Here is a 24,090-nt window from a genome sequence, read left to right as displayed (position 1 = left end):
AGGGAACGACCATGACGATCCTCGTCACCGGCGGCCGCGGCGCCGTCGCCCGCGGCCTCACCGCCCTGCTCGACCGGCACGGCCTGGCGTACCGGCTCGCCTCGCGCCGCCCGGACACTCCGGGCACCGTCCACTGCGACCTCTCCGACCCCGCCGGCTTCCCCGCCGCGCTGCGGGGGGTGGGCTCCGTCTTCCTCTACGCCGAGGCCGGGGGCATCGACGCCTTCGTCAAGGAGGCGGTCACCGCGGGCGTGGAGCACGTGGTGCTGCTGTCCTCCTCCTCGGTGCTCGCCCCCGACGCCGCCGACAGCCCGCTGGCGGCCGGGCACCTCGCCGTCGAGCAGGCGCTCCTCGCGTCCCCGCTGCGCACCACGGTGCTGCGCCCCGGCTCCTTCGCGAGCAACGCCCGGGGCTGGGCCTGGCCGATCAAGGCCGACCGCCCCGTCCGGCTGCCCTTCCCCGGCGCCTACGCCGACCCGGTCCACGAGGCGGACCTGGCCGAAGCGGCCTTCGCGGTCCTCACCGACCCCGCCCTCGCCGGCCGCGCGTACACCCTGACCGGACCGCAGGCGCTGACCTTCACCACGCAGCTCTCGATCCTCGGCGGCGTCCTGGAGCGTCCCATACCCGTCGAGAGCATCAGCCCCGGGCAGTGGAAGGACGATGTGGCCGAGTACGTGCCCGGCCCCTACGCCGACGCCCTGCTCGACTTCTGGGCCGCCTCGGACGGTCTGCCCGTGCCGGTCACCGGCGATGTCGAGCTCCTCACCGGCCACCCCGCCCGTTCCTTCGCCACCTGGTGCGAGGACCACGCCGCCGACTTCACCGCGGACTCCGGCGCCGGCCCCGCCGCGTGATGCGGACCCGTCCGGTCGCCGGGAAACGCAGAGGGCCCCGATCCGCTTCCGCGAACCGGGGCCCTCGTACAGGGTGAGTGACGGGACTCGAACCCGCGGCCACCTGGACCACAACCAGGTGCTCTACCAACTGAGCTACACCCACCATGCCCGGTCGGAATTCCGACCGGCCGAAGAAAAGGGTACAGGGTTCTGGAGGGTGCTCGCGCACCCATTCCCTCCCGCCCTCGCTCCGGTGCTGTCCGCGGGTGCTACTCCGCAGGCAGGACGTGCTTCGCCGCGATGGTCCGGGCGGTGTCCGAGTCCGGTCCGGGCTGCGGCACGAAGACCGCCTCCCGGTAGTAGCGGAGCTCCGCGATGGATTCCTTGATGTCCGCGAGGGCCCGGTGGTTGCCGTTCTTCGGCGGGCTGTTGAAGTACGCCCGCGGGTACCAGCGGCGCGCCAGCTCCTTGATCGAGGAGACGTCCACGATCCGGTAGTGCAGGTAGTCCTCGAGAGTCGGCATGTCGCGCAGCAGGAAACCGCGGTCGGTGCCGACCGAGTTCCCGCAGAGCGGCGCCTTGCCGGGCTCCTTGACGTGCTCCCGTACGTAGGCCAGGACCTGTGCCTCGGCGTCGGCCAGCGTGGTGCCGCCGGCCAGCTCGTCGAGCAGCCCGGAAGCGGTGTGCATTTCGCGCACCACGTCGGGCATGGTCTCCAGGGCGGCGTCCGGCGGGCGGATCACGATGTCCACGCCTTCGCCGAGTACGTTGAGCTCCGAGTCGGTGACCAGTGCGGCCACCTCGATAAGTGCGTCGTCCGTCAGCGAGAGCCCGGTCATCTCGCAGTCGATCCACACCATGCGATCGTTCATGCGTCTCACCTTATGCGGAAGGTCCCCGGATCGGTCATGGACCGATCCGAGGACCTCAGGCGGTGCGCCCGCGCACCGTGGCACGCGGGCGCACGGTTACGCGTGCTCGCGCAGGGCCCGGCCCGGCGCGTAGAGCTCGGTGACCGTCGGACCGGTGGCGGCCAGGGCCGCCGCGGCCCGCTGGGGCTGCGGCGTGCGCTGGTGCGGAAGCGGGCCACCGCTGATTTCGGACACCACCGGGACTTCGCTCTGCGGGCGGCGCGCCCGGTACGCGGACCGGTAGGCGGCCGGGGAGGACCCCAGCTGCCGGCGGAAGTGCCCGCGCAGCGCGACCGGAGAGCGGAACCCGCACCGGCCGGCGACCTCGTCCACGGAGTAGTCGGAGGTCTCCAGCAGCCGCTGGGCCTGCAGCACCCGCTGGGTGATCAGCCACTGCAGCGGCGCGCTGCCGGTCAGCGACCGGAAGCGCCGGTCGAAGGTGCGCCGGCTCATGTAGGCGCGGGCGGCGAGCGTCTCCACGTCGAACTGCTCGTGGAGGTGCTCCAGTGCCCAGGCCACCACCTCGGCCAGCGGGTCGGCGCCGATCTCCTCCGGCAGCGACCGGTCGAGGTAGCGCTCCTGCCCGCCGGTGCGGCGCGGTGGCACGACGAGCCTGCGGGCCAGGGCCCCGGCCGCCTCGCTGCCGTGGTCCGTGCGCACGATGTGCAGGCACAGGTCGATTCCGGCCGCGGTGCCCGCGGAGGTCAGCACGTCGCCGTCGTCGACGAACAGCTCGCGCGGATCGACGTGGACGGACGGGTAGCGCTTGGCCAGCGTCGGCGCGTACATCCAGTGCGTCGTCGCGGGCCGGCCGTCCAGCAGACCTGCGGCGGCGAGCACGAAGGCCCCCGTGCACAGTCCGACGATCCGTGCGCCCTCCTCGTGCGCCTGACGCAGTGCGTCCAGCGCCTCCGGCGGAGGTGGTGAAGTGATGGACCGCCAGGCCGGAACGACCACGGTGCCGGCGCGGGCAATGGCCTCCAGCCCGTACGGGGCGGTCAGTTCGAGTCCGCCGGTGGTCCGCAGCGGACCGTCCTCCCCGGCGCACACGAGCAGTCGGTAGCGTGGAACTCCCGCGTCCTGCCGGTCAATGCCGAACACGGAGAGTGGAATGGAACTCTCGAAAATCGGTCCGCCGCTGAAGAGCAGCACCGCGACGATTTCCCTGCGGCGGCGCCCCGCGAGCTTCCGGCCGGCGTCCGCGACGACGGCGGTGGAGTCCTGGCTCATGGCGCTAAGCCCCCCTTGGGTGTCGCGACTCCTTGGTCTGGTCGCACGTGTACGTTTCCCCTCGGCCTTGCACGTGTCCCCCGCCGTAAATACATGATCGAATCTACTGCGTCCCGTGCTGTCGGCGTGACAAGTTCAGCACGCAGCGCTATGTCGACTTGGCAACTTGGCGAAAAGCATTCGATCACCAAGCGTTCCACTCCGCGACCTCGCGTGAAAGCGGAAGGGGTGGCCGTGGCCAGTACTCGTAGGGTCTCCACACCCCCCTTCCGCCGTCGACGCTGGTGGTAGGGGGGTCGTGGGGGGATTCCGCCGATGGTTGTACTCGAAAGTGAAGTTGGCTGAAAACATGCGGGGGCGGGTGTGCGAACCGGTCAGTCCTGCGTGGTCGGGCCCCCGGAAGCGTGACATCCGCGGTGCGCGCCCGCGCCGGTCCGCGAGTGCCGGCCGCGGTGCGGCCCGGCCGGCCCCTGCGCTTCGGCGAGCACCCGCGCGGCCGCCCTCTGGTTCTTCTCCGAGAGCCGCAGCATGACCCGGCACGCGGCCGTCACGGCGACCAGGCCGAGGGTGGCGACGGCCGCGCCGCCGAAGGACGTCCCGTAGACCACGAGGACCACCGGGACGAGCAGGCAGCTGAACGCCGCCCACCGCACCACGTCCCCGGCGGGGTCCTCGCGGGCGGGCCGGTGCTGCCGGTCGGGGCGGACGGGGTGAACCGGATGGCCTGGCACGGCTGTACTCCCTGCGGGCTCTTCCTGACACGCTCGGACTCTTGTCCAACGGCGTCGGACCGACGCCGGTCACTGCGCGCACGGGTGGCTCGTCACTGCCTGTAGGGGCCAACCGCCATTGCCAAGGAGGGTCCTCTCCGGCATGCTCCCTGGGACGCTCTCCAGGGGCGGCAAGCCCTGTGCAGGACAGGAGTGTCGCCGTACGCTGGTGGGTAAAGGCCTGGAAAGATGCTTCCCGCACACCCTCCCGTCACCCAGCGTCGCCAATCCGCCCGTTGCTTCCCGAGGATCCGAACGCCGAGACACCCATGGCCGGTCACGACATCCCCGAACCCGCGGACCGCAAGCGCAAGCGCGTCGCCGACACCACGTCGGCCGATCTGCGCGCCGCCGAGGAGACGCGCCCCCACCCCTGCGATCCGGCCTTCCGGCACGGCGTGGTGGTGGGCTTCGACGGTTCCACGTCCAGCGAGCGGGCGCTCGCCTACGCGATCGGAATGGCCCGCCGCTCGGGTTCCGGCCTGATCATCGTGCACGTGGCCAACCGCCTGCCGACGACGGTCTGGGCGGGCTGCGAACCGCCGGTCTTCGTGGACGTGCCCGACCACCGCACCGAGGTGCTGGGTCTGGAACTGGCCTGTGCCGACTACCTGGCCGAGGTGCCGTGGATCCTCGTCGAGCGCGGCGGGGACATCTGCCACGAGCTGGAGGAGGTCGGCCGCGAGTACTCGGCCGACGCGATCGTGGTGGGCTCGACGCACGGCATCGTGGGGCGCATTTTCGGCTCCGTGGCCGGCCGGCTGGCGAAGCGGGCGCAGCGACCCGTCGTTGTCATTCCGTAATCGCGACGTGACGGATTGTCTGACCCTTGTGCGGTTGTGCACCCATGTGAAGGGTACATAAAAAGCGCTGGGTAACAGCACAATTGCAGATCGGATCGAAGGGAGCCCGCCGTGGACAATGATGTCTCCGCGGGAAGCACGGCCACCACTTCGACCCTCGGGCACCTGGCCCTGGGTCTCACCCTTCTCGCGTTCGGAATCGGCCACACCGGTGTGATCGACGGTGTCTCCGCGGCCGACTCCGTCCTCCTCGCCATGTACGTCGGAGGCGTCGCCCTCTTCCTCCTCGGGCTCCTTGAGTACCGCGGCGGCAACGGATTCAACGGCACCGCCTTCGCGGGCCTGGGCATCTTCTGGTTCACCTGGGCCAAGGGCGCCGGCGCGTCGGCCTCCGCCGAGGCTGCCGGAACGTTTCTGGTGCTGTTCGCGCTGCTGGCGCTGACCCTCACGGTCGCCGCGTCGAGCGGTCTGTTCAGCCAGGGCGTGTACGCCCTGCTGACCCTCTCCCTGCTCCTCCTGGCGATAGGCGCCTTCGCGGACAGCAGTGGACTCGCCAAGGCCGGCGGCTGGGTCGCCGCCGTCTCGGGCCTCCTCGGCTGGTACGGCGCCACCGCCGCGCTGGCCAAGTGGCCGATGTCGCTGGGCCGCGCCGGCCGCAGCGCCCCCGCCGCGGGCTGAGCGGCAGCAGCACCGCGGATGCGCCGCAGCCCCCCGTGCACGGATGCACGGGGGGCTGCGGCACGCGGTCGACTACTCGACGGTGACCGACTTCGCCAGGTTGCGCGGCTTGTCGATGTCCCGGCCGAGGGCCAGGGCGGTGTGGTACGCCAGCAGCTGGAGCGGGATGCCCATCAGGATCGGGTCGAGCTCGTCCTCGTTCTTCGGAACGAGGATCGTGTGGTCGGCCTTCTCCTGCTCGCGGTGGGCGACCGCGAGGATGCGGCCGCTGCGGGCCTTGATCTCCTCCAGCGCCGCGCGGTTCTTCTCCAGCAGGTCGTCGTCCGGGACGATCGCGACGGTCGGCAGCGAGGGCTCGATGAGCGCGAGGGGGCCGTGCTTGAGCTCCGAGGCCGGGTACGCCTCGGCGTGGATGTAGGAGATCTCCTTCAGCTTCAGGGAGGCCTCCAGGGCCACCGGGTAGCCCCGCACCCGGCCGATGAACATCATCGACTTGGCGTCGGCGTACTCGGCCGCCAGGCGCTTGATCTCGTCCTCCTGCTCCAGGATCTCGGAGATCTGCGCGGGCAGCTTGCGCAGGCCCTCGATGATCCGCTTGCCGTCGGTGACGGACAGGTCCCGGATCCGGCCGAGGTGGACGGCGAGCAGCGCGAAGGCCACGACCGTGTTGGTGAAGCACTTGGTGGAGACCACGCAGACCTCCGGGCCGGCGTGCACGTAGACGCCGCCGTCCGCCTCGCGGGCGATCGCGGAGCCCACCACGTTGACGACGCCCAGCACCCGGGCGCCCTTGCGCTTGAGTTCCTGGACGGCGGCCAGCACGTCGTAGGTCTCACCGGACTGGGAGACCGCGATGTAGAGGGTGTCGGGGTCGACCACCGGGTTGCGGTAGCGGAACTCCGAGGCCGGCTCGGCGTCGGCCGGGATGCGGGCCATGCCCTCGATGAGGGAGGCGCCGATCATGCCGGCGTGGTACGAGGTGCCACAGCCCAGGATCTTGACCCGGCGGATGGCGCGGGCCTCGCGCGGGTCCAGGTTCAGGCCGCCCAGGTGCACGGTGGAGAAGCGGTCGTCGATCCGGCCGCGCAGCACGCGGTCGACCGCGTCGGGCTGCTCGGAGATCTCCTTGTGCATGTAGGTGTCGTGGCCGCCCATGTCGTAGGAGGCGGCCTCCCACTCCACGGTCTCGGGGGTGGCGTTGGTCGTCGTCCCGCTGGTGGTGTAGGTGCGGAAGTCGTCGGCCTTGAGGGTGGCCATCTCGCCGTCGTTCAGGGTGACGACCTGGCGGGTGTGGGCGACCAGCGCGGCGACGTCGGAGGCGACCAGCATCTCCTTCTCGCCGATGCCGAGGATGACCGGGGAGCCGTTGCGGGCGACGACGATGCGGTCGGCGAAGTCGGAGTGCATGACGGCGATGCCGTACGTGCCCTCGATCACCTTGAGGGCCTCGCGGACCTTGCCCTCCAGGGTGTCGGCCTCGGAGCGGGCGACCAGGTGGGTGATCACCTCGGTGTCGGTCTCGGACGCGAAGACGACGCCCTCGGCCTCCAGCTTGGCGCGCAGCTCGGAGGCGTTGTCCACGATGCCGTTGTGGACGACGGCGACCTTGTTCTCGGGGTCGAGGTGCGGGTGCGAGTTGTGGTCGCTCGGGGCGCCGTGGGTGGCCCAGCGGGTGTGGGCGATGCCGGTGGTGCCGGCGAAACGCTTGGGAACACGGGCCTCCAGGTCACGGACCCGGCCCTTGGCCTTGACCACCTTCAGGGCACCGGCCTTCGGGCTGTTGACCACGATGCCCGCCGAGTCGTAGCCCCGGTACTCCAGCCGCTGCAGGCCCTCCAGCAGCAGTGGAGCGACGTCACGCTTGCCGATGTAGCCGACGATTCCGCACATGGATCTAAGCCCCTCCTGAACGTTCGTACGTGTGTGCCCGGTGCCCGCCCGGTTCGCGGTCGGCCGTCAGCCGTAGACGATGCGGCGCAGCTGCCGGAGCGAGAGCTCCGGAGGTGCCACGGCGCGGTGCGGCAGTTCGGCCGAGATCCGCTCGAAGATCTCGGTGTTCACCGATCCGCCGGACTGCAGTTCGCGGTGGCGGCGGCGGACGAACTCCTCGGTCGTCTCGTCGAAGTACGCCAGTACGTCGAGCACCACCCGGGCCGCTTCACCGCGCGGCAGCGCGGTGCTGCGCACCAGGTGGTCGACGAGGTCGTCATGCGACGGGCGGCGTTCGAGCACCCGTAGATACTGACGTCTCACGCCTCGGAACGCAAAGATCCTGCCCGATTTCGGGCAGGATCTTAATGGTGCAGACCAAGGAATGGGTGATTCCGGCCAGAATCGCCGGTTCCGGTCGGAAGCGGCGGCGATGGTTCCGGTCAGAACCGGCGGAGGATCGCCGCCTTCGCGGTGCCGAACTCCTCCGCGGTCAGGACCCCCGTCCGGTGCAGCTCGCCGAGTTCGCGGAGGCGGCGCAGCAGCACGTCGTGGTCCTCCGCGTCGGGTGCCGCGGCCGGAGCGGGGAGGGCAGGAGCGGCGGCGGGCGCCGTGAGCTCCTTCACCGCCTCGGCGCCGGCCGGCGCCGCCGGATGCGGCATCCTGGCCGCCACGGCCGCCGCCACCAGTGCCATCAGCGGGTCCTTCCTGAACCCGAAGAGCTCCACGCTGTGCGGGTCGTACTTCGCGGCGGGCGCCCCGGACGTGCTCCCGGCCAGGACGAAGCGCAGCCAGCCGTTCTCCAGGCCGATCGCCGGGAACCAGTCCACCGAGGTGACGTCCGCCACCCGGAAGGACCGCGTTCCGCCGGACGCCTTCGCCTCCTCGGTCTTCCAGTTCCACTCCAGGCTCACCCGGTCGCCGTTGAAGGAGGCGGTCCCGTCACCCGCCGACGCGGTGACCGGCACGGCGGGGCCCGGGAGCAGGTACTCGGTCACCGGCCCCGGATCGACCTGCTCCAGCAGCAGCGCGTTGCGCACCGCGTCGACGAAGTATTCGGCGACCCCGCCCCGGTCCGCCTCCACCGTCAGCCGGTACGGGTCGGACGACTCGGGCAGGCGCCCCGCCGTCACCTGCAGCAGCGGGTCCGCGCCCTCCCGGAGTCTCAGCCGGAGCCGCCCCGCCTTGCGGCCCGGCTCGTACGAGATCCCGGCCAGTGCCCGCAGCGGTACGGTGACCTCGCCGAGGGCCTGCCGCAGCAGTCCGGCGGTCTTCTCGTGGCCCGGCACGATGCGCACCAGGTCCCCGTCGAAGGTCCAGGTGCCGTCCTTCTGGATGATTTCTGCCATCCGTCGATTCTTCCACCGTCGCGATCAAGGGAGTTGGCCTATATCTGGGCACATGAGTCGGGTGATGATGCGCACGCTCGGGGTCCTGCTGGTCCTCGCGGCTTCGGCCTCCTGTTCCCAGGCCGGCGGGGCCGGCGACGCGAAGGCGGGCGAGCTGCTCGTGTACGCGGACCTGCCGCCGTACGAACGGCTGCTCCCGGCCCCCGCCGAGGTGAGGCCCGGCGGGCCGGCCCACCGGCTCGTCCCCGGCACGGTGATCCGCACGGGTACCGGTGGCGGTGGCGGCGCGGACGAGGAGGTCCGGCAGATCGGCGAACGGCTCGCCGAGGACCTCCGCGGCCCCACCGGCCTGCCGCTGCCCGTGGCCGACGGCGGGGCGGGTGACGGCGGCGACGGCATCCGGCTCCGCCTCGACGGGACCGGCGTGTCCGATGGGTCCGGCGGGTCCGGCGGGTCCGACGGGTCCGACGGGTCCGGCGGGTCCGATGGGTCCGACGGGTCCCTGGGCGAGGAGGGGTACCGCCTGGAGTCCACCGCCACCGCCGTGACCCTCACCGCCCACGCCCCCGCCGGGCTGTTCCGCGGAGTGCAGACCCTGCGCCAGCTGGTGTCCGGCCGGGAGGTCCCCGGCGGCACGGTCACCGACAGGCCCCGGTTCGCGTACCGCGGGGCGATGATCGACATCGCCCGCCACCACTTCACCGTCCCGCAGGTGAAGCGGTACGTCGACCAGCTCGCCCAGTACAAGATCAACAAGCTGCACGTCCACCTCACCGACGACCAGGGCTGGCGCCTGGACATCGCCTCCTGGCCCCGGCTCGCCTCCTACGGCGGCGTGGGCGGGGTCGGCGGCGGCCCCGGCGGCCACTGGACCCGGGACGACTACCGCGAACTCGTCGACTACGCCGCCGACCGGTACATCGAGGTGGTCCCGGAGATCGACATGCCGGGCCACACCAACGCCGCCCTCGCCTCCTACGCCGAGCTCAACTGCGACGGCAAGGCCCAGGCCCGCTACACCGGCACCAAGGTCGGCTTCAGCTCGCTCTGCGTCTCCAAGGAGATCACCTACGCCTTCATCGACGACGTCCTGCGCGAGGTCGCCGAGCTCACCCCCGGCCGCTACCTCCACATCGGCGGCGACGAGGCGCACTCCACCCCGGCGGCGGACTACGCGGCCTTCATGGAGCGCGCCCAGGCGGTGGTCGCCGGGTACGGCAAGCAGGTGGTGGCCTGGCACCAGCTGGCCGCGGCCGACCCGGCGCCGGGCGCGGTCCTCCAGTGGTGGGGCCACGACCGGACCCCGGCCGCCGAGCGGGACCGGGTGGCGGCCGCCGCGAAGGCCGGCCACCGGCTGATCCTCTCCCCGGCCGACCACGCCTACCTCGACATGAAGTACGACGCGGACACCGCCCCGGGCCTGGCCTGGGCGGGCTACGTCCCGGTCCGGCGCGCCTACGACTGGGACCCGGGCGCGTACTTCCCCGGCGTTCCGGAATCCGCGGTCCTCGGCGTCGAGGCCCCCCTCTGGACGGAGACCATCGCCACCCGCGCCGACCTGGAGTACATGGCCTTCCCCCGGGTCCTGGGCATCGCCGAACTCGGCTGGTCCCCGGCCACCCGGCGCGACTGGCCCTCGTACGCCCAGCGCCTCGCGGCACACGGCCCCCGCCTGGAAGCCCAGCAGATCGGCTACTTCCGCGCCCCCGACGTCCCCTGGCCCGCCCCGGTCCAGCCCTCCCCGGCCGCGGCCCGCCCCACGGCCCCCTTCCCGCCCCGCGACGACATCCAGCGCAACTGACCCTTCCCGTCAGGCCGGTGCCTGTCGGTCAATCCGTGGCTTTCGGGTGGCCGGTACCGGCGTAGGTGATCCAGGCAGTGCGGCGGGCGTCATCGATCAGGTACCAGATGCGTCCGCCGCCCGTGACCTCGAACTGCCACCGTTCGTGCTCCTGGCCCTTGAACTCCGCCGTACCGAGCTTGCCCTTGAGGCGGTGCTGGCGGTCGGGCTGGTCGGCAGCTCGGGGATTGCCGCGAATCTTCTCGAACGCGCGGCGCAGATTGCCGGCCGCATGGCGGCTCAGATGTTCCCAGCCGTCGGCGGCCTCCGTATTGGCGAAGCGCAGGTCGTATTCCTCGCCGACGGGCGGGGGTGCGGCACGATCCCCGCGCTTGGGGCTCACTCTGTCGCCTCGGGGATGGGGGCCGGTCCGAGATCTCCCTCGGGTTCCCGGGTGAGCACGGCCAGCAGGGAGGGATCCGCGTAGATCTCGGCGCTGTGACGCCATTGCGTGAGCAGCAGCGCGATCGGCGAGAGGTTGTCCAGCGCCACGGCGCCGCGTGCGGTGGCCACCAACTCGGAGATCAGCACGTCGATGTCCTCCGGGGGCAGGAACGTGCTCCACGGGAGGGCTTCGGGCAGCGCCTGTCGCAGCGCGTCGATGTTTTCGGTTCGGACCAGTCCGGTCAGCAGACGGGCGGTGAAGTCCACCACCGTGGTGTCGCTCTCCAGCTGGTCGATCCGCATCAGGGCGAGGTCGCCCGCGTCGCGTCTGCGCAGCCGGAGCGCCCGTACGGCGTCCAGGCGGCGAGTGGTCACGGCGGGCCGGTGCAGCAGCTCGCTGAAGGGCACGTCTTCATAGGCGGACGTCATGACATCCACACTAGCTCGGATGTCGGACTCATGGTGCTGCTTGCGCGGCCCGACCCCACAGCCCATTCCAGCGCAACTGACCCCGTCTGCCGGTGAGTGCGGGCTCCGGTCTGCCGTCCGGAGCCTGGCCGCCTGTCTCTGGTCGCTCTATAGTGCCGCTATGGCAACCACGACGATTCAGGTTCCCAAAGAGACCCGTGACCATCTCGCCGAGCTCGCCAAGGAGCGTGGAGTGAGCATCGGGCAGATGGTGGAGGCTCTGGCGGCCGAACAGCCGACGGTCGCACAACGCGCCGCGCGGCTCGCTGCCGACCGCAAGGTGGTCCGCGAGGTGCTGGGCGTCGACATCAGCGACGAGGAATTCGACCGAGCGCCGGACGTGCTGGCCAACATCTACAAGCTGGCCGCCGAGAAGGTACGGGCGGTCGGGCGGGACGCCGCGTGATCATTCTCGACACCAGTGCCGTCAAGGCGCTGGCCGCCGGCCACAAGGCGCTCAGCCTGCTCGCCGGCAACATGGCTCGGACTCCGGGTGACCAACTGACCGTTCCCGCCCTGTGTCTGATGCAGGCCGAAGCCGACGACGAGGGGGCGGCCCGCCGTGTGCTGAGCCTCTCCTCGGTGCTCGTCGACGATCTCGACACCGTTGCCTCGGTCACCGTGGGCACGATGGTCCGGGACGGCTATGGCGGCCCCGACATCTGTCATGCCCTGTACTGCGCCCTGCCGCGTGCGGAATTCGCGAGCATGTCGATTCTGCTCACCGGAACCGAGGACTCCTACCCGCCAGGCATCGTCACCATCGACATCGAGACCCCGGGGATGCTCGGCTTCCACTGACGCGCCACCTTCCGGCGGCCGGCCCGCACCGGGGCCCTCGCAGCGCGAGACTGGCAGTGGGGCGGCTTGCGGGAGATGGCCATGAACAACGCGCTGCCGATGGGACGGGTCTTCGGGATACCGCTGCGCATGCACTGGACGGTGCCCGTGCTGGTGTGGCTCTTCGGGTACAGCCTGGGCAGCCGGACGCTGCCCGACTCGGTCCCCGACCGGCCGGGCGCCGTGTACGCGGTCGCCGGCCTGGCCGGGGCGCTCCTGCTGCTGGCCAGCCTGCTGGCGCACGAGGCCGCCCACGCGGTCACGGCCCGGCGGAAGGGCATCCCGGTGCAGGGCATCACCCTGTGGGCGCTGGGCGGGGTGACCGAGATGGGCCGGCCGCGGGCGGCGGGCGCGGCGTTCCTGGTGGCCGTGAGCGGCCCGCTCACCAGCCTGGTCGTGGGCGCGGTGGCGTTCGGCGCCGGGGTCGGGCTGGGCACGGTGCACGGCTGGGCCGTACCCGCGGCGGTGCTGCTGTGGCTCGGCTGGATCAACGCCGTCCTGGGCGTCTTCAACCTGCTGCCCGCGGCCCCGCTCGATGGCGGCCGGGTGGTGCAGGCCCTCCTGTGGTGGCGTACGGGCGACCGGGACCGGGCCGAACGCGCGGCCGCCCGCAGCGGGCAGGTCATGGGCGCCGCGATGGTCGCCGTAGGCTGGATCTCCCTGCTGCGGGGCTACCCCGGCGGTCTGTGGCTGTCGTTCATCGGCCTCTTCGTCATGTTCGTCGCCGGAGCGGAACGCAAGCACGCGGCCCTGGCACCGGCCCTGCGCGGGCTCCGCGCCTCGGACGCGATGACGACCCCGGTGGAGACCTGCCCGGACTGGCTGACCGTGGAACGCTGCGTCGAGGAGGTCGCCCTACAGGCCCGCCACGGGGTGCTGCCCGTGACCGACTTCGACGGCCGCCCCAGCGGCCTGCTGCACCTCGGCCGCCTGGCGAAGGTCCCGCCCGACCGGCGGGACGACCTGCGGGTGCGCGACGTGGCGGTCCCGCTGGAGCGCTGCACCGCGTGCGGCCCGGAGGACCTCCTGACCGACGTCCTCGAAAAGCTCACCCTCGGCGGCGGCGCGTACATCCTCGTCATCGGCGCCGGCCGGCTGGCGGGCGTCATCACCGAACGCGACGTCACCCGCCTCCTCCAGCGCCACGCCCTCCGGGGCCCGGCGGCGCGCTGAAGTCCGCCGTCACCCGGGCCGGTGGAGGTGGACCTCGCAGCGGAAGAGGGTGCGAGAGTCGGAGTCGGTGGTGTGGGCGAGGAGGAGGACGCCGGTCGCCGGGTCGACGGTGAAGTCGCAGGTGAGGTGTTCGTCAGGGGCCCAGGCGCTGAGCGGGAAGCTGCGCAGTGGGCGGACGGTGGCGCGGAGGGAGTCGGGACCCGTCGCGGTGGCGTGCGCGAGGTGGGACACGATGCGGGAGGGGGTGAGGAGTTCGGCGAGCCGGGCGGCGCCCGGGGAGGTCCGGTCGCTGCGGTAGTCGCCGCTGATGTCCGCGGTCAGGATGCCGTCGGGGCTGTGGACGGTGACGGTCCAGCGGCGCCGGGACGGAGACGAGGCCGTGGCCGGTGGCACGTCGACGCCCGGCTGGGCGTCGATCCGGGCGTGCAGCCGCACCGGGTCGAGGAGAGCGGTGGCCATCCGCGCCAGTACGGTACCGGCCCCCGTCCCGTCCGCGGGCAGGGCGGCTGCCGTGTCGGCGGAGGTGCGGGTGAGGCGGAGCTCGCCCGTGCGGAAACAGCCGTGGGAGTCGAAGACGCGGGCGCCCAGGAGCAGACCGGTGCGGACGTCGACCGTGGCGATGAGGCGGGTGGCCCCGGGAGGGAGCCAGGAGCCGTCCGGGTCGGCGGACTCGGGGTTGGGGGTGAGGACGAGCTCGACGGCGGGCCGTTCGCCCTGCCAGGTGAGGCGCCCGTCCGTGGCAGTGGCGACCGCGCTGACGAGCCGGGCCGGATCCGCGAGCGCCAGGCACGGATCCACGCCGACGGACACGTCCGCACGAAGCTCCGCGGTCGAAGCACCGTCGAGCACCTCGCGGCCTTCCGGTTCCGGCGCGCTGCTCTCGAAGCGGGCGGTGCCGTGGGACCCGTACCGCCCGGAGACGTCGTCCGGGACGCGGTGCCCGGACGACCGGGCCACGGCATCGAAGCGCACGTCCTCGGCGGCCGCCGAGGCCATCCGGCCCAGGGCCCAGCGGGCAGCCGTCTCCGGCTGCGCGGCGATCCCGGCCAGCGGGTGGGAAACTGTCATGACGCCCAAGTCTTCCTCGCCGACCCGCCTGTTCGGGGCGGTGTGGGGCCGGACGGGTGAGGCGTCGTGGCGGGGGCGTCGTCGCCGGACCGGACCGGAGGGGCCCGATCGCGTGAAGCCGGGGCCCGCCTCCCGTCGGCGTCCTCCGGGGAACCGTAGGTTGGGCGCGAACCTGCTCCGGCCGGACCGGGCGATCCCACGAGGAGCGAGCGCGAGCATGGCGACCGACCAGAACCAGCCGACCGTCCCGCAGGTGACCATGACGCTGTCCGCGATCGCGGCGACCGCGGCCACCCCGCGACCCTCGGGCGAGACCCTGGCGGAACACAGCACCCGGATCGCGTCCGGCATCACCCAGCAGCTGGCCGATACCTCGCTCGCGACCCAGGGCACCTGGGTCCTCTCCTGGCTCGGGGTGAGTCCGGGCAACGCCAACCTCGCCTACCTCGCCACCAACACCGACGGCTCCAACACCTTCGCCGTGGTGATCCGCGGCACCGTCGGCAACGTCACCGATCTGCTGGAGGACCTCGACGTCGGCACGGTGGTCCCGTTCAACCTCGCCGGAATGCCGTCCCCGGTGTGGGTCGCCAAGGGCGCGATGAAGGCGTTCACCGAGGTCGTCGGCATGAGCACGGACGGCGTCACCCTGGCGCAGGCGCTCACCACCGCCCTGGGGCAGGCGCAGCCGAACCCGACCGTCTACGTGACGGGCCACAGCCTCGGCGGCTGCATCGCGACCATGGTCGCCCCCTACCTCCAGTCGATCGGCGGGCCGGACGGGACGCCGAACTTCGAGCTGCACACCTTCGCCGCCCCCACCGCCGGCGGAGCGGACTTCGCCGACTGGGTCGACTCCCTGGAATGGCAGGCGAACGAGCGCCACTACAACATCAACGACGTGGTGCCGCAGTCATGGAACAACCTCGACGCGGTCAAGCAGTGGTACCCCAGTCCGGGTCCGGCGGCGAACGACGACGTCAAAGCCGTCCTCTCGACGCTCGCGGGCCTCCCCGGTCCCCACGTGTACGTCCAGCCGGGCAAGGACGACCCGCTGAACGACAGCTACGACCCGGTGGACCTGGGCGTGGTGAGGAGCTCGGTCCAGGACTTCATGGGCCAAGTGGCCTTCCAGCACGCCAACTCCACCTATCTGGGCCTCCTCGGCGCGCCCGACGTGCCGTCGGGCCCGGTGGTGGCCCTCGTGACGCCCGTCGGCACGGCCGGCGGCCCGGTCGAGGTCGTCGGCAGCGGGTTCGGCGACGGCGTCCTGGTCGACTTCGGGACGCTGCCGGTCACCAAGGAGTACGTCGCCATCCGCGACGAAGCGGTCATCGTCTGGGCGCCCGTCGAGGGCGTCGGCGTGGTCGACGTCCGGGCGACGAACGACCTGGGCACGTCCCCGGCCGTGCCGCGCGGCGTGTTCGCCTACGGCGGCCCCGCGGCGGTGGTGGTCACCGGCATCACCCCGGACACCGGCCGGGTGGGCGACCAGGTCCAGATCAACGGCATCAACTTCACCTCGACCCCTCAGGTCTACTTCGGCGACACACTCGCCGAGGTGATCCAGTGGGCCCCCGAGCAGCTGCTGGTCAAGGCACCCAGCCGAACCATCGGCATCGGCAAGTCCCCGACCGTCAACGTCACCGTCTTCCTGAACGGCTACTCGTCCCCCGCGACCCCGGCGGACGAGTTCACGTACCTGGGCCTGAGCACCTGACCCCGTCCACGAAGGCGGCCCAGGCCGAATCCGAGGCCCATAGGGTGGTCGGGTGATTCGTACCGTGGTCCTGGACGTAGGCGAGACACTGACCTGCGATGACCGCTACTGGGCATCCTGGGCCGACTGGCTCGGCGTACCGAGACACACCCTCTCCGCGCTCGTCGGGGCGGTCGTGGTGGACGGACGGGACAACGCGGACGCGCTTCGGATGCTCAGGCCGGGCATCGACATCGGCGCTGAGTACGCGGCACGGGCGGCGGCCGGGCGAGGCGAGCAACTCGACGAGAGCGACCTCTACGAAGACGTGCGGCCGGCCTTGGCGGCGCTGCGCAGCGCCGGCGCTCGCGTCGTCGTGGCCGGTAACCAGAGTCGGCTCATGGGCGATCTGCTCCGCGCCCTGGAGCTGCCCGCGGACCTGGTGGTGACGTCGGGGGAGTGGGGGGTCTCCAAACCCGCCCCGGGGTTCTTCGCCCGTGTGCTGGATGTTGCCGCTGCCCCAGCCGACCAGACCCTGTACGTGGGCGACCATCCGGCCAACGACGTGTTCCCGGCGCGAGCGGCCGGGTTGCGGACCGCCCACCTGCGTCGCGGGCCGTGGGGGTTCTGGTGGGCCGACGACCCCGGTGTCCGGGCCGCCGCGGACTGGTCGATCGACTCCCTGCACGACCTGGTTGGTCTGATCTGACCCACGGGCAGTTCTTGTGACCAGTACGTTCTGTGCATGGCCGAATACATCGGGCAGCGCATCGCCGCGCGGCGCAAGTCTCGACGGATGACGCAGGCGGACTTGGCCCGGGAATCCCATGTCTCCCTCGTCATGGTGAAGAGTGTCGAGCGAGGCGTACGCACCCCGTCCCCGGTGTTGTTGGAGGCGTTGGCGTCAGCTCTTGGCGTTGACGCGTCCCGGCTCGATCCGGCGTACACGGGCACGCAGCACAAAGTCCATTCCGCACTCCCGGCGATCTCTGCAGCAATCGCCGGCTACGACTTTCCCCTGGACCCGCCCGGACGCCCGTTCGCCGAAGTCGCTGCAGCTGTTTCCGTGGCGACCGGCTGGCGGCTCGCGGCCCAGTACGGTCACATCGCCACCAGCGCCTCCGCTTTGCTCACGGATGCGCTTGCCCACCTGCACGCCACAAGCGGCCGGAGCCGAGCAGAGGCGGCCCGCCTTGTTGTCGATGCTGCGAGGGCGGCGGACGCCGTGGCGTACAAGTACGGTGCGTACGACCTGTCTGCACGGCTGATCGACGTCATGCGTTGGGCGGCTGATCAGACTGGAGACCCCGACGTCGTGAACACGGCTGCATACGTGCACGCCGAGACATTCATGGCAGCCCGTGCACACCGGGCCGGCCAGGCAGCCCTCGAACGGGTCCTTGGAACTGTGTCCGGGCCGGTCTCCGAACGCGCGGCGGCCGTGCAGGGGGCCCTGCACATGAGGACGGCCGTGGTCGCGGCCCGAGCCGGGAATTCTGCCGCTGCACAGACTCACCTCCGCGCCGCTGAACGCCTCGCTCAGGGAGTGCCGGAAGGCGTCTACTTGGGTACGGCGTTCGGGCAGTCGAGCGTTCGGATCCACGAGGTGGCGGTGGCCGTCAGCCTTGGCCAGGACCACATCGGCCGCGCCCTGGACCTGGTGCGAGGGTGGGAGCCGGGTAGCGAGATCCCGGCCGAGCGCCGCTCCGGCTTCTACGTCGAGCTGGGCCGGGCCCAGCTGTGGTCAGGCCGACCCGACGCCGCGTTCGAGTCGCTGAAGGTGGCACGCAGACTGGCGCCGCAGCATGTCCGCGAGCACCCGTGGGCGCGTGAGGACGTTGTGACGATCCGCCGCATCAAAAGAGCGGAGGCTGACTCGCTGAATGCGTTTGCCGACTGGATCGGCGCCGTCTGAGCAAGCCGTGGGAGGGATACAAGCTGTATCCCTTGGCTCCGTTGCAGCAGCCCATCATCAAGGAATGACCCCCGCGACTGCGCGAACAGTCCGGGGGCGTGGCCAACGCTTACCAAAGGAGCGTCGACGTGCTGCATTTTATCGGGCTGGTGCCCCATGTAAGGCAATGGTGGCGGCGGCAGGTGCTTGTGCTTGCCACCCTCGGGATCGATCTCGGGCCCCGGGTCATCCACGGGCGGGTGGTGGTCCGGTGAGCGATCTCCGCGAGCGGGACGAAGTCGTGCTGAGGTGGCGGCGGGAGGCCCAGTGCGTGTCGCTGGCCAGGGCGGAGCTGCGCAAGGTGCTCGCCGGGTGGGGGCTGCAGGAGCTGGAGGACGACGCGTTGCTCGTCGCTTCGGAGCTGGTCACCAATGCCGTACGGCATGCCTTCGCGCCGCCGGACCGGGAGATCGAGACGCGGTACGTGCGGCTCGCAGACGGGGTGCGGGTGGAGGTGCATGACGCCTGCCCGGCGAAGCCCGAGGTCAGGGAGGGGCAGGGGGAGCGAGGGCGCGGGCTGTTCCTGGTCGCGGCCGTCGCCGACCGGTGGGCCGTGGGGGAGCGGAGCGGGCCCGGGAAGCGGGTGTGGGCCGAGCTGTCGGTGAAGCCGCGGTGAGCGGCTGGCTGCTGGCCGTGGACCGGGCCGGGAGCGGGGCGATCCACGAGACCGAGTGCACCTCGTGCCATGCCGGGTCCGGGCCGGCGGACGACGAGGACACCACCGCCGTGTGGGCGCTGCGGCATGCGCGGAGCACCGGGCACACCGGCTACCGGCGGATCGTCACCGATTTCCAGCGGGCTCTTGCTCCCCGATGAGGGGTTGGGGGAAGAACGGGCGCGCGTCCGAGGGACCGTTTTCGGGAACGCGCGCCCGTTCCTCCGGTCACCGCCGCGCGTAGGGCGCGACGGGGTTCGGGAGGGTGCCGATCAGCTGGAGGGCGGCGGAGGGGTCGGACAGGTCGACCATCTGCTTGTTGTTGCGCAGCTGGAGGCGGTTGAGGCAGGACAGCTGGAATTCGTCCGCGAAGAGGTCGTACTGGGTGAACTTCTCCGAGAGGGACGGCATGGAGTCCTGGTACTCGTGGGCGCAGTCGGCCACGGCCTGCCAGAAGGTCTCCTCGGTGCAGATGCCCTCCGAGACCAGGATCGAGCCCAGGAAGCGGAAGAAGCAGTCGAAGACGTCCGTGAAGATCGACAGGAGCTTCATGTCCTCCGGGATGTCGGCGCGGATGCGCTCGACCTCCGGGGGCAGGACCGCGTCCCCGCTCATGATGACGATCTCCTCGGCGATGTCCTTGAAGATCGCCCGCTGCACCACGCCGGCCTTGATCACCAGGATCGTGTTCTCGCCGTGCGGCATGTAGGCGAGGTCGTAGCGGTAGAAGCAGTGCAGCAGGGGCAGGAGGTACGCGCGGAGGTAGGGGCGCAGCCATTCCGCCGGGGTGAGGCCGGACTCCTCGATCAGGGCGCCGATGAACGACTTGCCGTCCGCGTCCACGTGGAGGAGTGCGGCCATGGTGGCCAGGCGCTCGCCGTCCTGCAACGAGCCCACCGGGGACTCGCGCCAGAGCGCGGCCAGCATCTTGCGGTACGGGGAGTAGCGGTCCGTCGCGCGCTCGTACTGCAGGTGGCGGTAGCCGATGGCCGCACGCTCCCGGATGATCGAGAAGTCGACGGACCGAAGGACCTCGTCCTGTTCGATCAGGCCGTGCAGCCAGTCGTTGATGGCCGGGGTGGCCTCCATGTACGCCGCCGACAGGCCCCGCATGAAGCCCATGTTGAGGACCGAGATGGCGGTCTTCACGTAGTGCTTGGTGGGCGTGGTCGTGTTGAAGAACGTACGGATCGACTGCTGCGGGAGGTACGCGTCCTCGCCCTCGCCGAGGAGGACCAGGCGGCGGGTGGCGATCTCCGCGGAGAAGGTCACCGTGGTCTTGTTCCACCACTGCCAGGGGTGGACCGGGAAGAGGTGGTAGTCCGCCGGGTCCAGGTCCAGGGAGCGGAGCTTCGCCGCGAAGCCCTCGACCGCCGCCCCACCCAGCTCGTCGCGCATGAAGGTGTCGTGGTCCAGGCCGGCGCCCGCCGTGAAGGTGGAGACGTCCTTGTGGGCCGCCGCCCAGATCAGGTGGACCGGGCTCGCGGCCTCCGGCGCGTACGCGTGGTACTCGTGCACCCCGAAGCCGAGCCGGCCGTTGTTGGCCACGAAGCAGGGGTGGCCCTCGGTCATGCCGGTCTCGATGTCCTGGAAGGAGGACTTGGCGAGGACGCCGGACGTGACCTGGGTCTTGGCGTACTTGTACGCGGAGCCGGACAGGGTGGAGGAGATCTCCTCCAGGTAGACCGGCAGCACCTCCGGGCTCAGGCCCAGGGAGCGCTGGAACTCGATGTGGAAGTCGATGGCGTCCGGCTCGGCGGCGGCACCGTCCTTGTGGCGGGTGATCGAGGACTCGTCCACCGCCCAGTGGTCCAGGGCGTGCCGGGCGGCGGTGAAGACGTACTCCACCGTCCCGTCGTCGCTGTGGAGGCTGTACCGGTCGCCGCCGAGCGAGGTCGGTGTCAGCAGGCGCTCGTGCGAGAACTCGGCGAGGGCCTTGCGGACCAGGGCCCGGTTGGCGCGGGCCCACAGCTCGGGGGAGAGGTGGGTGATGGCGTCGGCGATGGTCATGCGGCGGTTTCCTCCTCGCTGTCGCCGGTCGCGAAGACGCCCGTGGCGGCCTCGAACGCGGCCCGGGTGCAGAAGGACAGCAGGGCCTCCTTCTCCGGCTTGGTGATCTCGCGCTCCGGGACGAAGCCGACGGCCTCGTTGAGCGCGTGGACGGCCTTGTTGCGGACGTCCGGTTCCACGACCACGCGCCGGGTGGCCGGGTCGTCGAACAGGGCCGCCATCACCGTGGTGATCACGGCACGGGTGAAGCCGGAGAGCGGGGTCTGCGTCGGCGCGACCAGGAAGTGCATGCCCACGTCGCCGGGCTGCGGGTCGTACAGGCCGACCAGCTCCAGCTCGCGCGGGTCGTAGGACTCCATCAGGAAGGCCGGCTCGCCCTCGTGCAGCCCGATGAAGGCGTGGTGGTGCTCGTGCGCGGTGATCCGCATGTACTCGCGCTCGACGTCCGTGAGGGAGGCGTCCTGCATCATCCAGAACGACGCTTTCGGGTCGGTGACCCAGCGGTGGAGCAGTTCCGCGTCCGAGAACGGGTCGAGCGGGCGCACCGAGAAGGTGCCGAGCGCCGGGTCTGTGCGCGAGAAGAGGACAGGGGTGGTGCTCATGCGAGGGTGCCTTCCGGGGCGGTGAACTGCTGGAACGCGATGGACTTCTCGACCTTGTAGTGGGCGCGGCCGAGCAGCTCGCCGACGATGTACGCGTTCCGGTACGCCGCCATGCCCAGGTCGGGCGAGGTGAGGGAGTGGTTGTGCGTGGTGCCGTTCTGCAGGTAGATCCCGCGGCCGGTGACGTCCACGCTGTAGTTGCGGGCCGCGTCGATGCGGCCGCGCCCGTCGAAGTTCAGGCGGTGGCGGACCGGCTCCAGGAACTCCGGGAAGGTGTACTTGTAGCCGGTGGCCAGGACCAGGCCCTCGGTGGTGAGGGAGAAGTCCCGCTCCTGCTCCTGCTGGCGCAGCCCCAGGGTGTACGTACCGGTGGTCGCGTCGTACGCGGCGGAGTCCAGCGAGGTGTTGGTCAGCAGCGTGGTCGGGACGTCGACCGGCATGGTGACCTTCTTCTGGTACAGCAGGTCGAAGATCGCGTCGATGAGGTCGCCGTCGATGCCCTTGAACAGGTTCTTCTGCTGCCCCTCCAGGCGGTAGCGGGTGTCCTCGGGGAGTGCGTGGAAGTAGTCCACGTACTCCGGGGAGGTCATCTCCAGCGTCAGCTTGGTGTACTCCAGCGGGAAGAACCGCGGGGAGCGGGTGACCCAGTTGAGCCGGTAGCCGTGGACGTCGATCTCGGAGAGCAGGTCGTAATAGATCTCGGCCGCGCTCTGGCCGGAGCCGACGATGGTGATCGACTCCTTCTTCTGCAGCTCGGCCTTGTTCTGCACGTAGGCGGAGTTGTGGAAGAAGTCCCCGCCGAGGCCCTCGCAGGCCGCGGGGACGTGCGGCGGGGTGCCGGTGCCGAGTACCAGGCGGCGGGCCCGGTGGGTGGCGCCCCCGCCGGTGTGGACCTCGTACAGCCCGGTCGCCTCGTCGTGGGTGACGGAGGTGACGGAGGTGGACCACAGGACGTTGTCCAGGCGGTCGGCGGCCCAGCGGCAGTAGTCGTTGTACTCGGTCCGCAGCGGGTAGAAGTTCTCCCGGATGTAGAAGGAGTACAGCCGGTCCTTGTCCTTCAGGTAGTTCAGGAAGGAGAAGGGCGAGGTCGGGTCGGCGAGGGTGACCAGGTCCGACATGAACGGGGTCTGCAGGTGCGCGCCGTCCAGGAACATCCCGGCGTGCCACTCGAAGTGCGGCTTCGACTCGATGAACAGGCCGTTCAGGCCGTCGATCGGCGCGGTCAGGCAGGCGAGCCCCAGGTTGAAGGGGCCGAGGCCGATGGCGATGAAGTCGTACGTCGGGTGCGACGCGGTGGTCTCAGGCGTGGACAAGGGACTCTCCCAGGTACTGCTCGGCGTGCGCGGCGAGAAGGTCGAGGACGGCGGCGATGTCGGCCGTCGTGGTCTGCGGGTTGAGGAGGGTGAACTTCAGGTACTGGCGGCCGTCCACCTTGGTGCCGGCGACCACGGCCTCGCCCGAGGCGAACAGCGCCTTGCGGGCGTGCAGGTTGGCCTCGTCGACCAGCTCGGGGCGGGCGGCGGCGTGCTCGCCGTCGCCGGCGGGGACGTAGCGGAAGACCAGGGTGGAGATCTGCGGGCGGACGACGACCTCGAAGCGCGGGTCGGCGGTGATGACCCCGTGGCCGGCCGCGGCCAGGTCGACGACCTCGTCGAAGAGCCCGCCGATGCCGTCGGCGCCCATGGTGCGCAGGGTCACCCACAGCTTGAGGGCGTCGAAGCGGCGGGTCGTCTGGATGGACTTGTCGACCTGGTTGGGGATCCGCTCCTCCGCCATCCGGCGGGGGTTGAGGTAGTCGGCGTGGTAGGTCGCGTGCTTCATGGTGTCGCGGTCGCGGACCAGCACCGCGCTGGAGGAGACGGGCTGGAAGAAGGACTTGTGGTAGTCCACCGTGACCGAGTCGGCGAACTCGATGCCGGCCAGCAGGTGCCGTCGGGTGGGGGAGACCAGGAGTCCGCAGCCGTAGGCGGCGTCCACGTGCATCCAGGCGGAGTGTTCGGCGGCGAGCGCGGCGATCTCCGGGAGCGGGTCGATGGAGCCGAAGTCGGTGGTCCCGGCGGTCGCGACGACCGCCATCGGGAAGAGGCCCTCGCGGGCGCAGTTCTCCAGTTCCAGGGCGAGCGCGGCGGTGTCCATGCGGCGGTCGCGGTCGGCGGGTATGGAGATGACCGCCTCGTAGCCGAGGCCGAGCATCGCCGCGGACTTCTGCACGCTGAAGTGGCTGCACTCGGAGGTGAGGATGCGGAGCCTGGGGAGGACCTCGGCCTTGGTCAGCTCCAGGCCCTCCGCCATGCCCTGCTTCATGACGGTGCGGCAGGCCTCGTCGCGGGCCAGCAGCAGCGCGTGGAAGTTGGACTGGCTGCCGCCGGAGGTGAACACGCCGTCCGCGTCCGGCCCGAGGCCGATCCGCTGCGCGGTCCAGTCGATCAGGCGGCGCTCGATGAGGGTGCCGCCGATGGACTGGTCCCAGGTGTCCATCGAGGAGTTGACGGCCGAGAGGATCGCCTCGCCGACCACGGCCGGGATGACGACCGGGCAGTTGAGGTGGCCGAGGTAGCGCGGGTGGTGGAAGTAGACCGCGTCCCGGAGGTAGACGTCCTCCAGCTCGTCCAGGACGGCGGCCGGGTCTTCGAGCGGCCGGTCCAGGTCGATCCCCGCGATGACCGGGGCGAGTTCGTCCACGGCTATCCCGGTGTGGGGGCCGGTGGTGGAGGCGAGTTTCGCGGCCACGCGTTCGACGCCCTGAGTCACCGAGCGCCGGTAGCGGTCGGCGGTCGTCTCGTTGAGCAGGTGCGTGCGCATCAACAGGTCCTCCGGGCAGGGGAGAAGGGGGAAGAACGAGAAAGGGGGGATGAGCGAAAGAAGAGGGGGGACGGCAGCAGACCGGG

Annotated in this window: 25 protein-coding genes and 1 tRNA gene; 12 read left to right on the top strand and 14 right to left on the bottom strand. The window is 71.0% G+C overall.

Annotated elements, in window-relative coordinates; genetic code table 11:
• The first annotated feature begins 11 nt into the window (after positions 1-11).
• The gene (locus tag AB0O36_RS10785; RefSeq protein ID WP_365107122.1) at positions 12-857 is read left to right on the top strand and encodes an NAD(P)H-binding protein; all 846 of its coding nucleotides are present in this window, start codon (positions 12-14) and stop codon (positions 855-857) included.
• 72 nt (positions 858-929) lie between these two features.
• Here the strand turns inward: AB0O36_RS10785 and AB0O36_RS10780 are convergent.
• The 4 genes from AB0O36_RS10780 to AB0O36_RS10765 form a co-directional block, all read right to left on the bottom strand.
• Positions 930-1,002 (bottom strand) — tRNA-His (locus AB0O36_RS10780).
• 106 nt (positions 1,003-1,108) lie between these two features.
• The gene (gene orn, locus AB0O36_RS10775) at positions 1,109-1,711 is read right to left on the bottom strand and encodes an oligoribonuclease (protein WP_365107119.1); all 603 of its coding nucleotides are present in this window, start codon (positions 1,709-1,711) and stop codon (positions 1,109-1,111) included.
• Between the two features lie 96 nt (positions 1,712-1,807).
• Entirely contained in the window at positions 1,808-2,980 is a 1,173-nt protein-coding gene (locus AB0O36_RS10770) for a helix-turn-helix domain-containing protein (RefSeq protein ID WP_365107116.1), read from the bottom strand.
• A gap of 374 nt (positions 2,981-3,354) precedes the next feature.
• On the bottom strand, positions 3,355-3,711 hold the full coding sequence (locus AB0O36_RS10765; RefSeq protein WP_365107115.1) for a hypothetical protein: 357 nt from the start codon (positions 3,709-3,711) through the stop codon (positions 3,355-3,357).
• Positions 3,712-4,019: 308 nt separating this feature from the next.
• On the opposite strand from AB0O36_RS10765, the gene AB0O36_RS10760 reads away from it, so the two are divergent.
• Positions 4,020-4,553 (top strand): universal stress protein, encoded by a 534-nt coding sequence (locus AB0O36_RS10760; protein WP_365107112.1) that lies wholly within the window; start codon positions 4,020-4,022, stop codon positions 4,551-4,553.
• A gap of 111 nt (positions 4,554-4,664) precedes the next feature.
• Positions 4,665-5,231, top strand: coding sequence for an acetate uptake transporter (locus AB0O36_RS10755; protein WP_365107109.1), 567 nt, complete (start codon positions 4,665-4,667; stop codon positions 5,229-5,231).
• Positions 5,232-5,303: 72 nt separating this feature from the next.
• Here the strand turns inward: AB0O36_RS10755 and glmS are convergent, their stop codons facing one another.
• The 3 genes from glmS to AB0O36_RS10740 form a co-directional block, all read right to left on the bottom strand.
• A complete protein-coding gene (gene glmS / locus AB0O36_RS10750; protein WP_365107107.1) occupies positions 5,304-7,121 on the bottom strand; it encodes a glutamine--fructose-6-phosphate transaminase (isomerizing) in 1,818 nt (605 codons plus the stop codon).
• Positions 7,122-7,187: 66 nt separating this feature from the next.
• On the bottom strand, positions 7,188-7,463 hold the full coding sequence (locus tag AB0O36_RS10745; RefSeq protein WP_365107568.1) for a hypothetical protein: 276 nt from the start codon (positions 7,461-7,463) through the stop codon (positions 7,188-7,190).
• 140 nt (positions 7,464-7,603) lie between these two features.
• On the bottom strand, positions 7,604-8,509 hold the full coding sequence (locus AB0O36_RS10740; RefSeq protein WP_365107104.1) for a DUF4429 domain-containing protein: 906 nt from the start codon (positions 8,507-8,509) through the stop codon (positions 7,604-7,606).
• A gap of 52 nt (positions 8,510-8,561) precedes the next feature.
• Here AB0O36_RS10740 and AB0O36_RS10735 point away from each other — a divergent pair, with 52 nt between their 5' ends.
• A complete protein-coding gene (locus tag AB0O36_RS10735) occupies positions 8,562-10,310 on the top strand; it encodes a family 20 glycosylhydrolase (RefSeq protein WP_365107102.1) in 1,749 nt (582 codons plus the stop codon).
• A gap of 28 nt (positions 10,311-10,338) precedes the next feature.
• On the opposite strand, the gene AB0O36_RS10730 is transcribed toward AB0O36_RS10735, so the two are convergent.
• Both AB0O36_RS10730 and AB0O36_RS10725 read right to left on the bottom strand, forming a co-directional pair.
• Entirely contained in the window at positions 10,339-10,692 is a 354-nt protein-coding gene (locus AB0O36_RS10730; protein WP_365107100.1) for a hypothetical protein, read from the bottom strand.
• Complete coding sequence (locus tag AB0O36_RS10725) at positions 10,689-11,162, bottom strand: hypothetical protein (RefSeq protein ID WP_365107099.1); 474 nt, start codon at positions 11,160-11,162, stop codon at positions 10,689-10,691. The genes AB0O36_RS10730 and AB0O36_RS10725 overlap by 4 nt, the downstream gene beginning before the upstream one ends.
• Before the next feature lie 160 nt (positions 11,163-11,322).
• On the opposite strand from AB0O36_RS10725, the gene AB0O36_RS10720 reads away from it, so the two are divergent.
• The 3 genes from AB0O36_RS10720 to AB0O36_RS10710 all read left to right on the top strand — a co-directional run bounded on the left by AB0O36_RS10720 (position 11,323) and on the right by AB0O36_RS10710 (position 13,214).
• Entirely contained in the window at positions 11,323-11,607 is a 285-nt protein-coding gene (locus tag AB0O36_RS10720) for a hypothetical protein (RefSeq protein WP_365107096.1), read from the top strand.
• Positions 11,604-12,002: a hypothetical protein gene (locus AB0O36_RS10715; protein ID WP_365107094.1), complete on the top strand. Its 399-nt coding sequence runs from the start codon at positions 11,604-11,606 to the stop codon at positions 12,000-12,002. The genes AB0O36_RS10720 and AB0O36_RS10715 overlap by 4 nt, the downstream gene beginning before the upstream one ends.
• Positions 12,003-12,083: 81 nt before the next feature.
• Entirely contained in the window at positions 12,084-13,214 is a 1,131-nt protein-coding gene (locus AB0O36_RS10710; RefSeq protein WP_365107091.1) for a site-2 protease family protein, read from the top strand.
• A gap of 9 nt (positions 13,215-13,223) precedes the next feature.
• On the opposite strand, the gene AB0O36_RS10705 is transcribed toward AB0O36_RS10710, so the two are convergent.
• Positions 13,224-14,282 carry a hypothetical protein gene (locus tag AB0O36_RS10705; protein WP_365107089.1) on the bottom strand — a complete coding sequence of 353 codons (1,059 nt, stop codon included), beginning with the start codon at positions 14,280-14,282 and terminating at the stop codon, positions 13,224-13,226.
• A 217-nt stretch (positions 14,283-14,499) separates the two neighbouring features.
• On the opposite strand from AB0O36_RS10705, the gene AB0O36_RS10700 reads away from it, so the two are divergent.
• The 5 genes from AB0O36_RS10700 (at position 14,500) to AB0O36_RS10680 (ending at position 18,751) form a co-directional block, all read left to right on the top strand.
• Positions 14,500-16,002 (top strand): IPT/TIG domain-containing protein, encoded by a 1,503-nt coding sequence (locus tag AB0O36_RS10700; protein ID WP_365107086.1) that lies wholly within the window; start codon positions 14,500-14,502, stop codon positions 16,000-16,002.
• A gap of 52 nt (positions 16,003-16,054) precedes the next feature.
• On the top strand, positions 16,055-16,690 hold the full coding sequence (locus AB0O36_RS10695) for an HAD family hydrolase (protein WP_365107083.1): 636 nt from the start codon (positions 16,055-16,057) through the stop codon (positions 16,688-16,690).
• Positions 16,691-16,726: 36 nt separating this feature from the next.
• On the top strand, positions 16,727-17,896 hold the full coding sequence (locus AB0O36_RS10690; RefSeq protein ID WP_365107080.1) for a helix-turn-helix transcriptional regulator: 1,170 nt from the start codon (positions 16,727-16,729) through the stop codon (positions 17,894-17,896).
• A gap of 250 nt (positions 17,897-18,146) precedes the next feature.
• Complete coding sequence (locus AB0O36_RS10685; RefSeq protein ID WP_365107078.1) at positions 18,147-18,551, top strand: ATP-binding protein; 405 nt, start codon at positions 18,147-18,149, stop codon at positions 18,549-18,551.
• Positions 18,548-18,751, top strand: a complete 204-nt coding sequence (locus AB0O36_RS10680; protein ID WP_365107076.1) for a hypothetical protein — start codon at positions 18,548-18,550, stop codon at positions 18,749-18,751. The genes AB0O36_RS10685 and AB0O36_RS10680 overlap by 4 nt, the downstream gene beginning before the upstream one ends.
• 67 nt (positions 18,752-18,818) lie before the next feature.
• Here the strand turns inward: AB0O36_RS10680 and AB0O36_RS10675 are convergent, their stop codons facing one another.
• The 4 genes from AB0O36_RS10675 to AB0O36_RS10660 are packed head-to-tail and all read right to left on the bottom strand — an operon-like array spanning position 18,819 to position 24,004.
• Positions 18,819-20,600 (bottom strand): IucA/IucC family siderophore biosynthesis protein, encoded by a 1,782-nt coding sequence (locus tag AB0O36_RS10675; protein WP_365107074.1) that lies wholly within the window; start codon positions 20,598-20,600, stop codon positions 18,819-18,821.
• Positions 20,597-21,202, bottom strand: coding sequence for a GNAT family N-acetyltransferase (locus AB0O36_RS10670; protein WP_365107071.1), 606 nt, complete (start codon positions 21,200-21,202; stop codon positions 20,597-20,599). The genes AB0O36_RS10675 and AB0O36_RS10670 overlap by 4 nt, the downstream gene beginning before the upstream one ends.
• Positions 21,199-22,515 (bottom strand): SidA/IucD/PvdA family monooxygenase, encoded by a 1,317-nt coding sequence (locus tag AB0O36_RS10665; RefSeq protein WP_365107068.1) that lies wholly within the window; start codon positions 22,513-22,515, stop codon positions 21,199-21,201. Before AB0O36_RS10665 ends, AB0O36_RS10670 begins: the two co-directional genes overlap by 4 nt.
• Positions 22,502-24,004 carry an aspartate aminotransferase family protein gene (locus AB0O36_RS10660; protein WP_365107066.1) on the bottom strand — a complete coding sequence of 501 codons (1,503 nt, stop codon included), beginning with the start codon at positions 24,002-24,004 and terminating at the stop codon, positions 22,502-22,504. Before AB0O36_RS10660 ends, AB0O36_RS10665 begins: the two co-directional genes overlap by 14 nt.
• Positions 24,005-24,090: the final 86 nt, after the last annotated feature.

The organism is Streptomyces sp. NPDC089799 (genome assembly GCF_040684755.1).
Lineage (GTDB): Bacteria > Actinomycetota > Actinomycetes > Streptomycetales > Streptomycetaceae > Streptomyces.
Note: the sequence above shows the minus strand (reverse complement) of the source record. Positions and strands in the feature narration are given on the sequence as shown.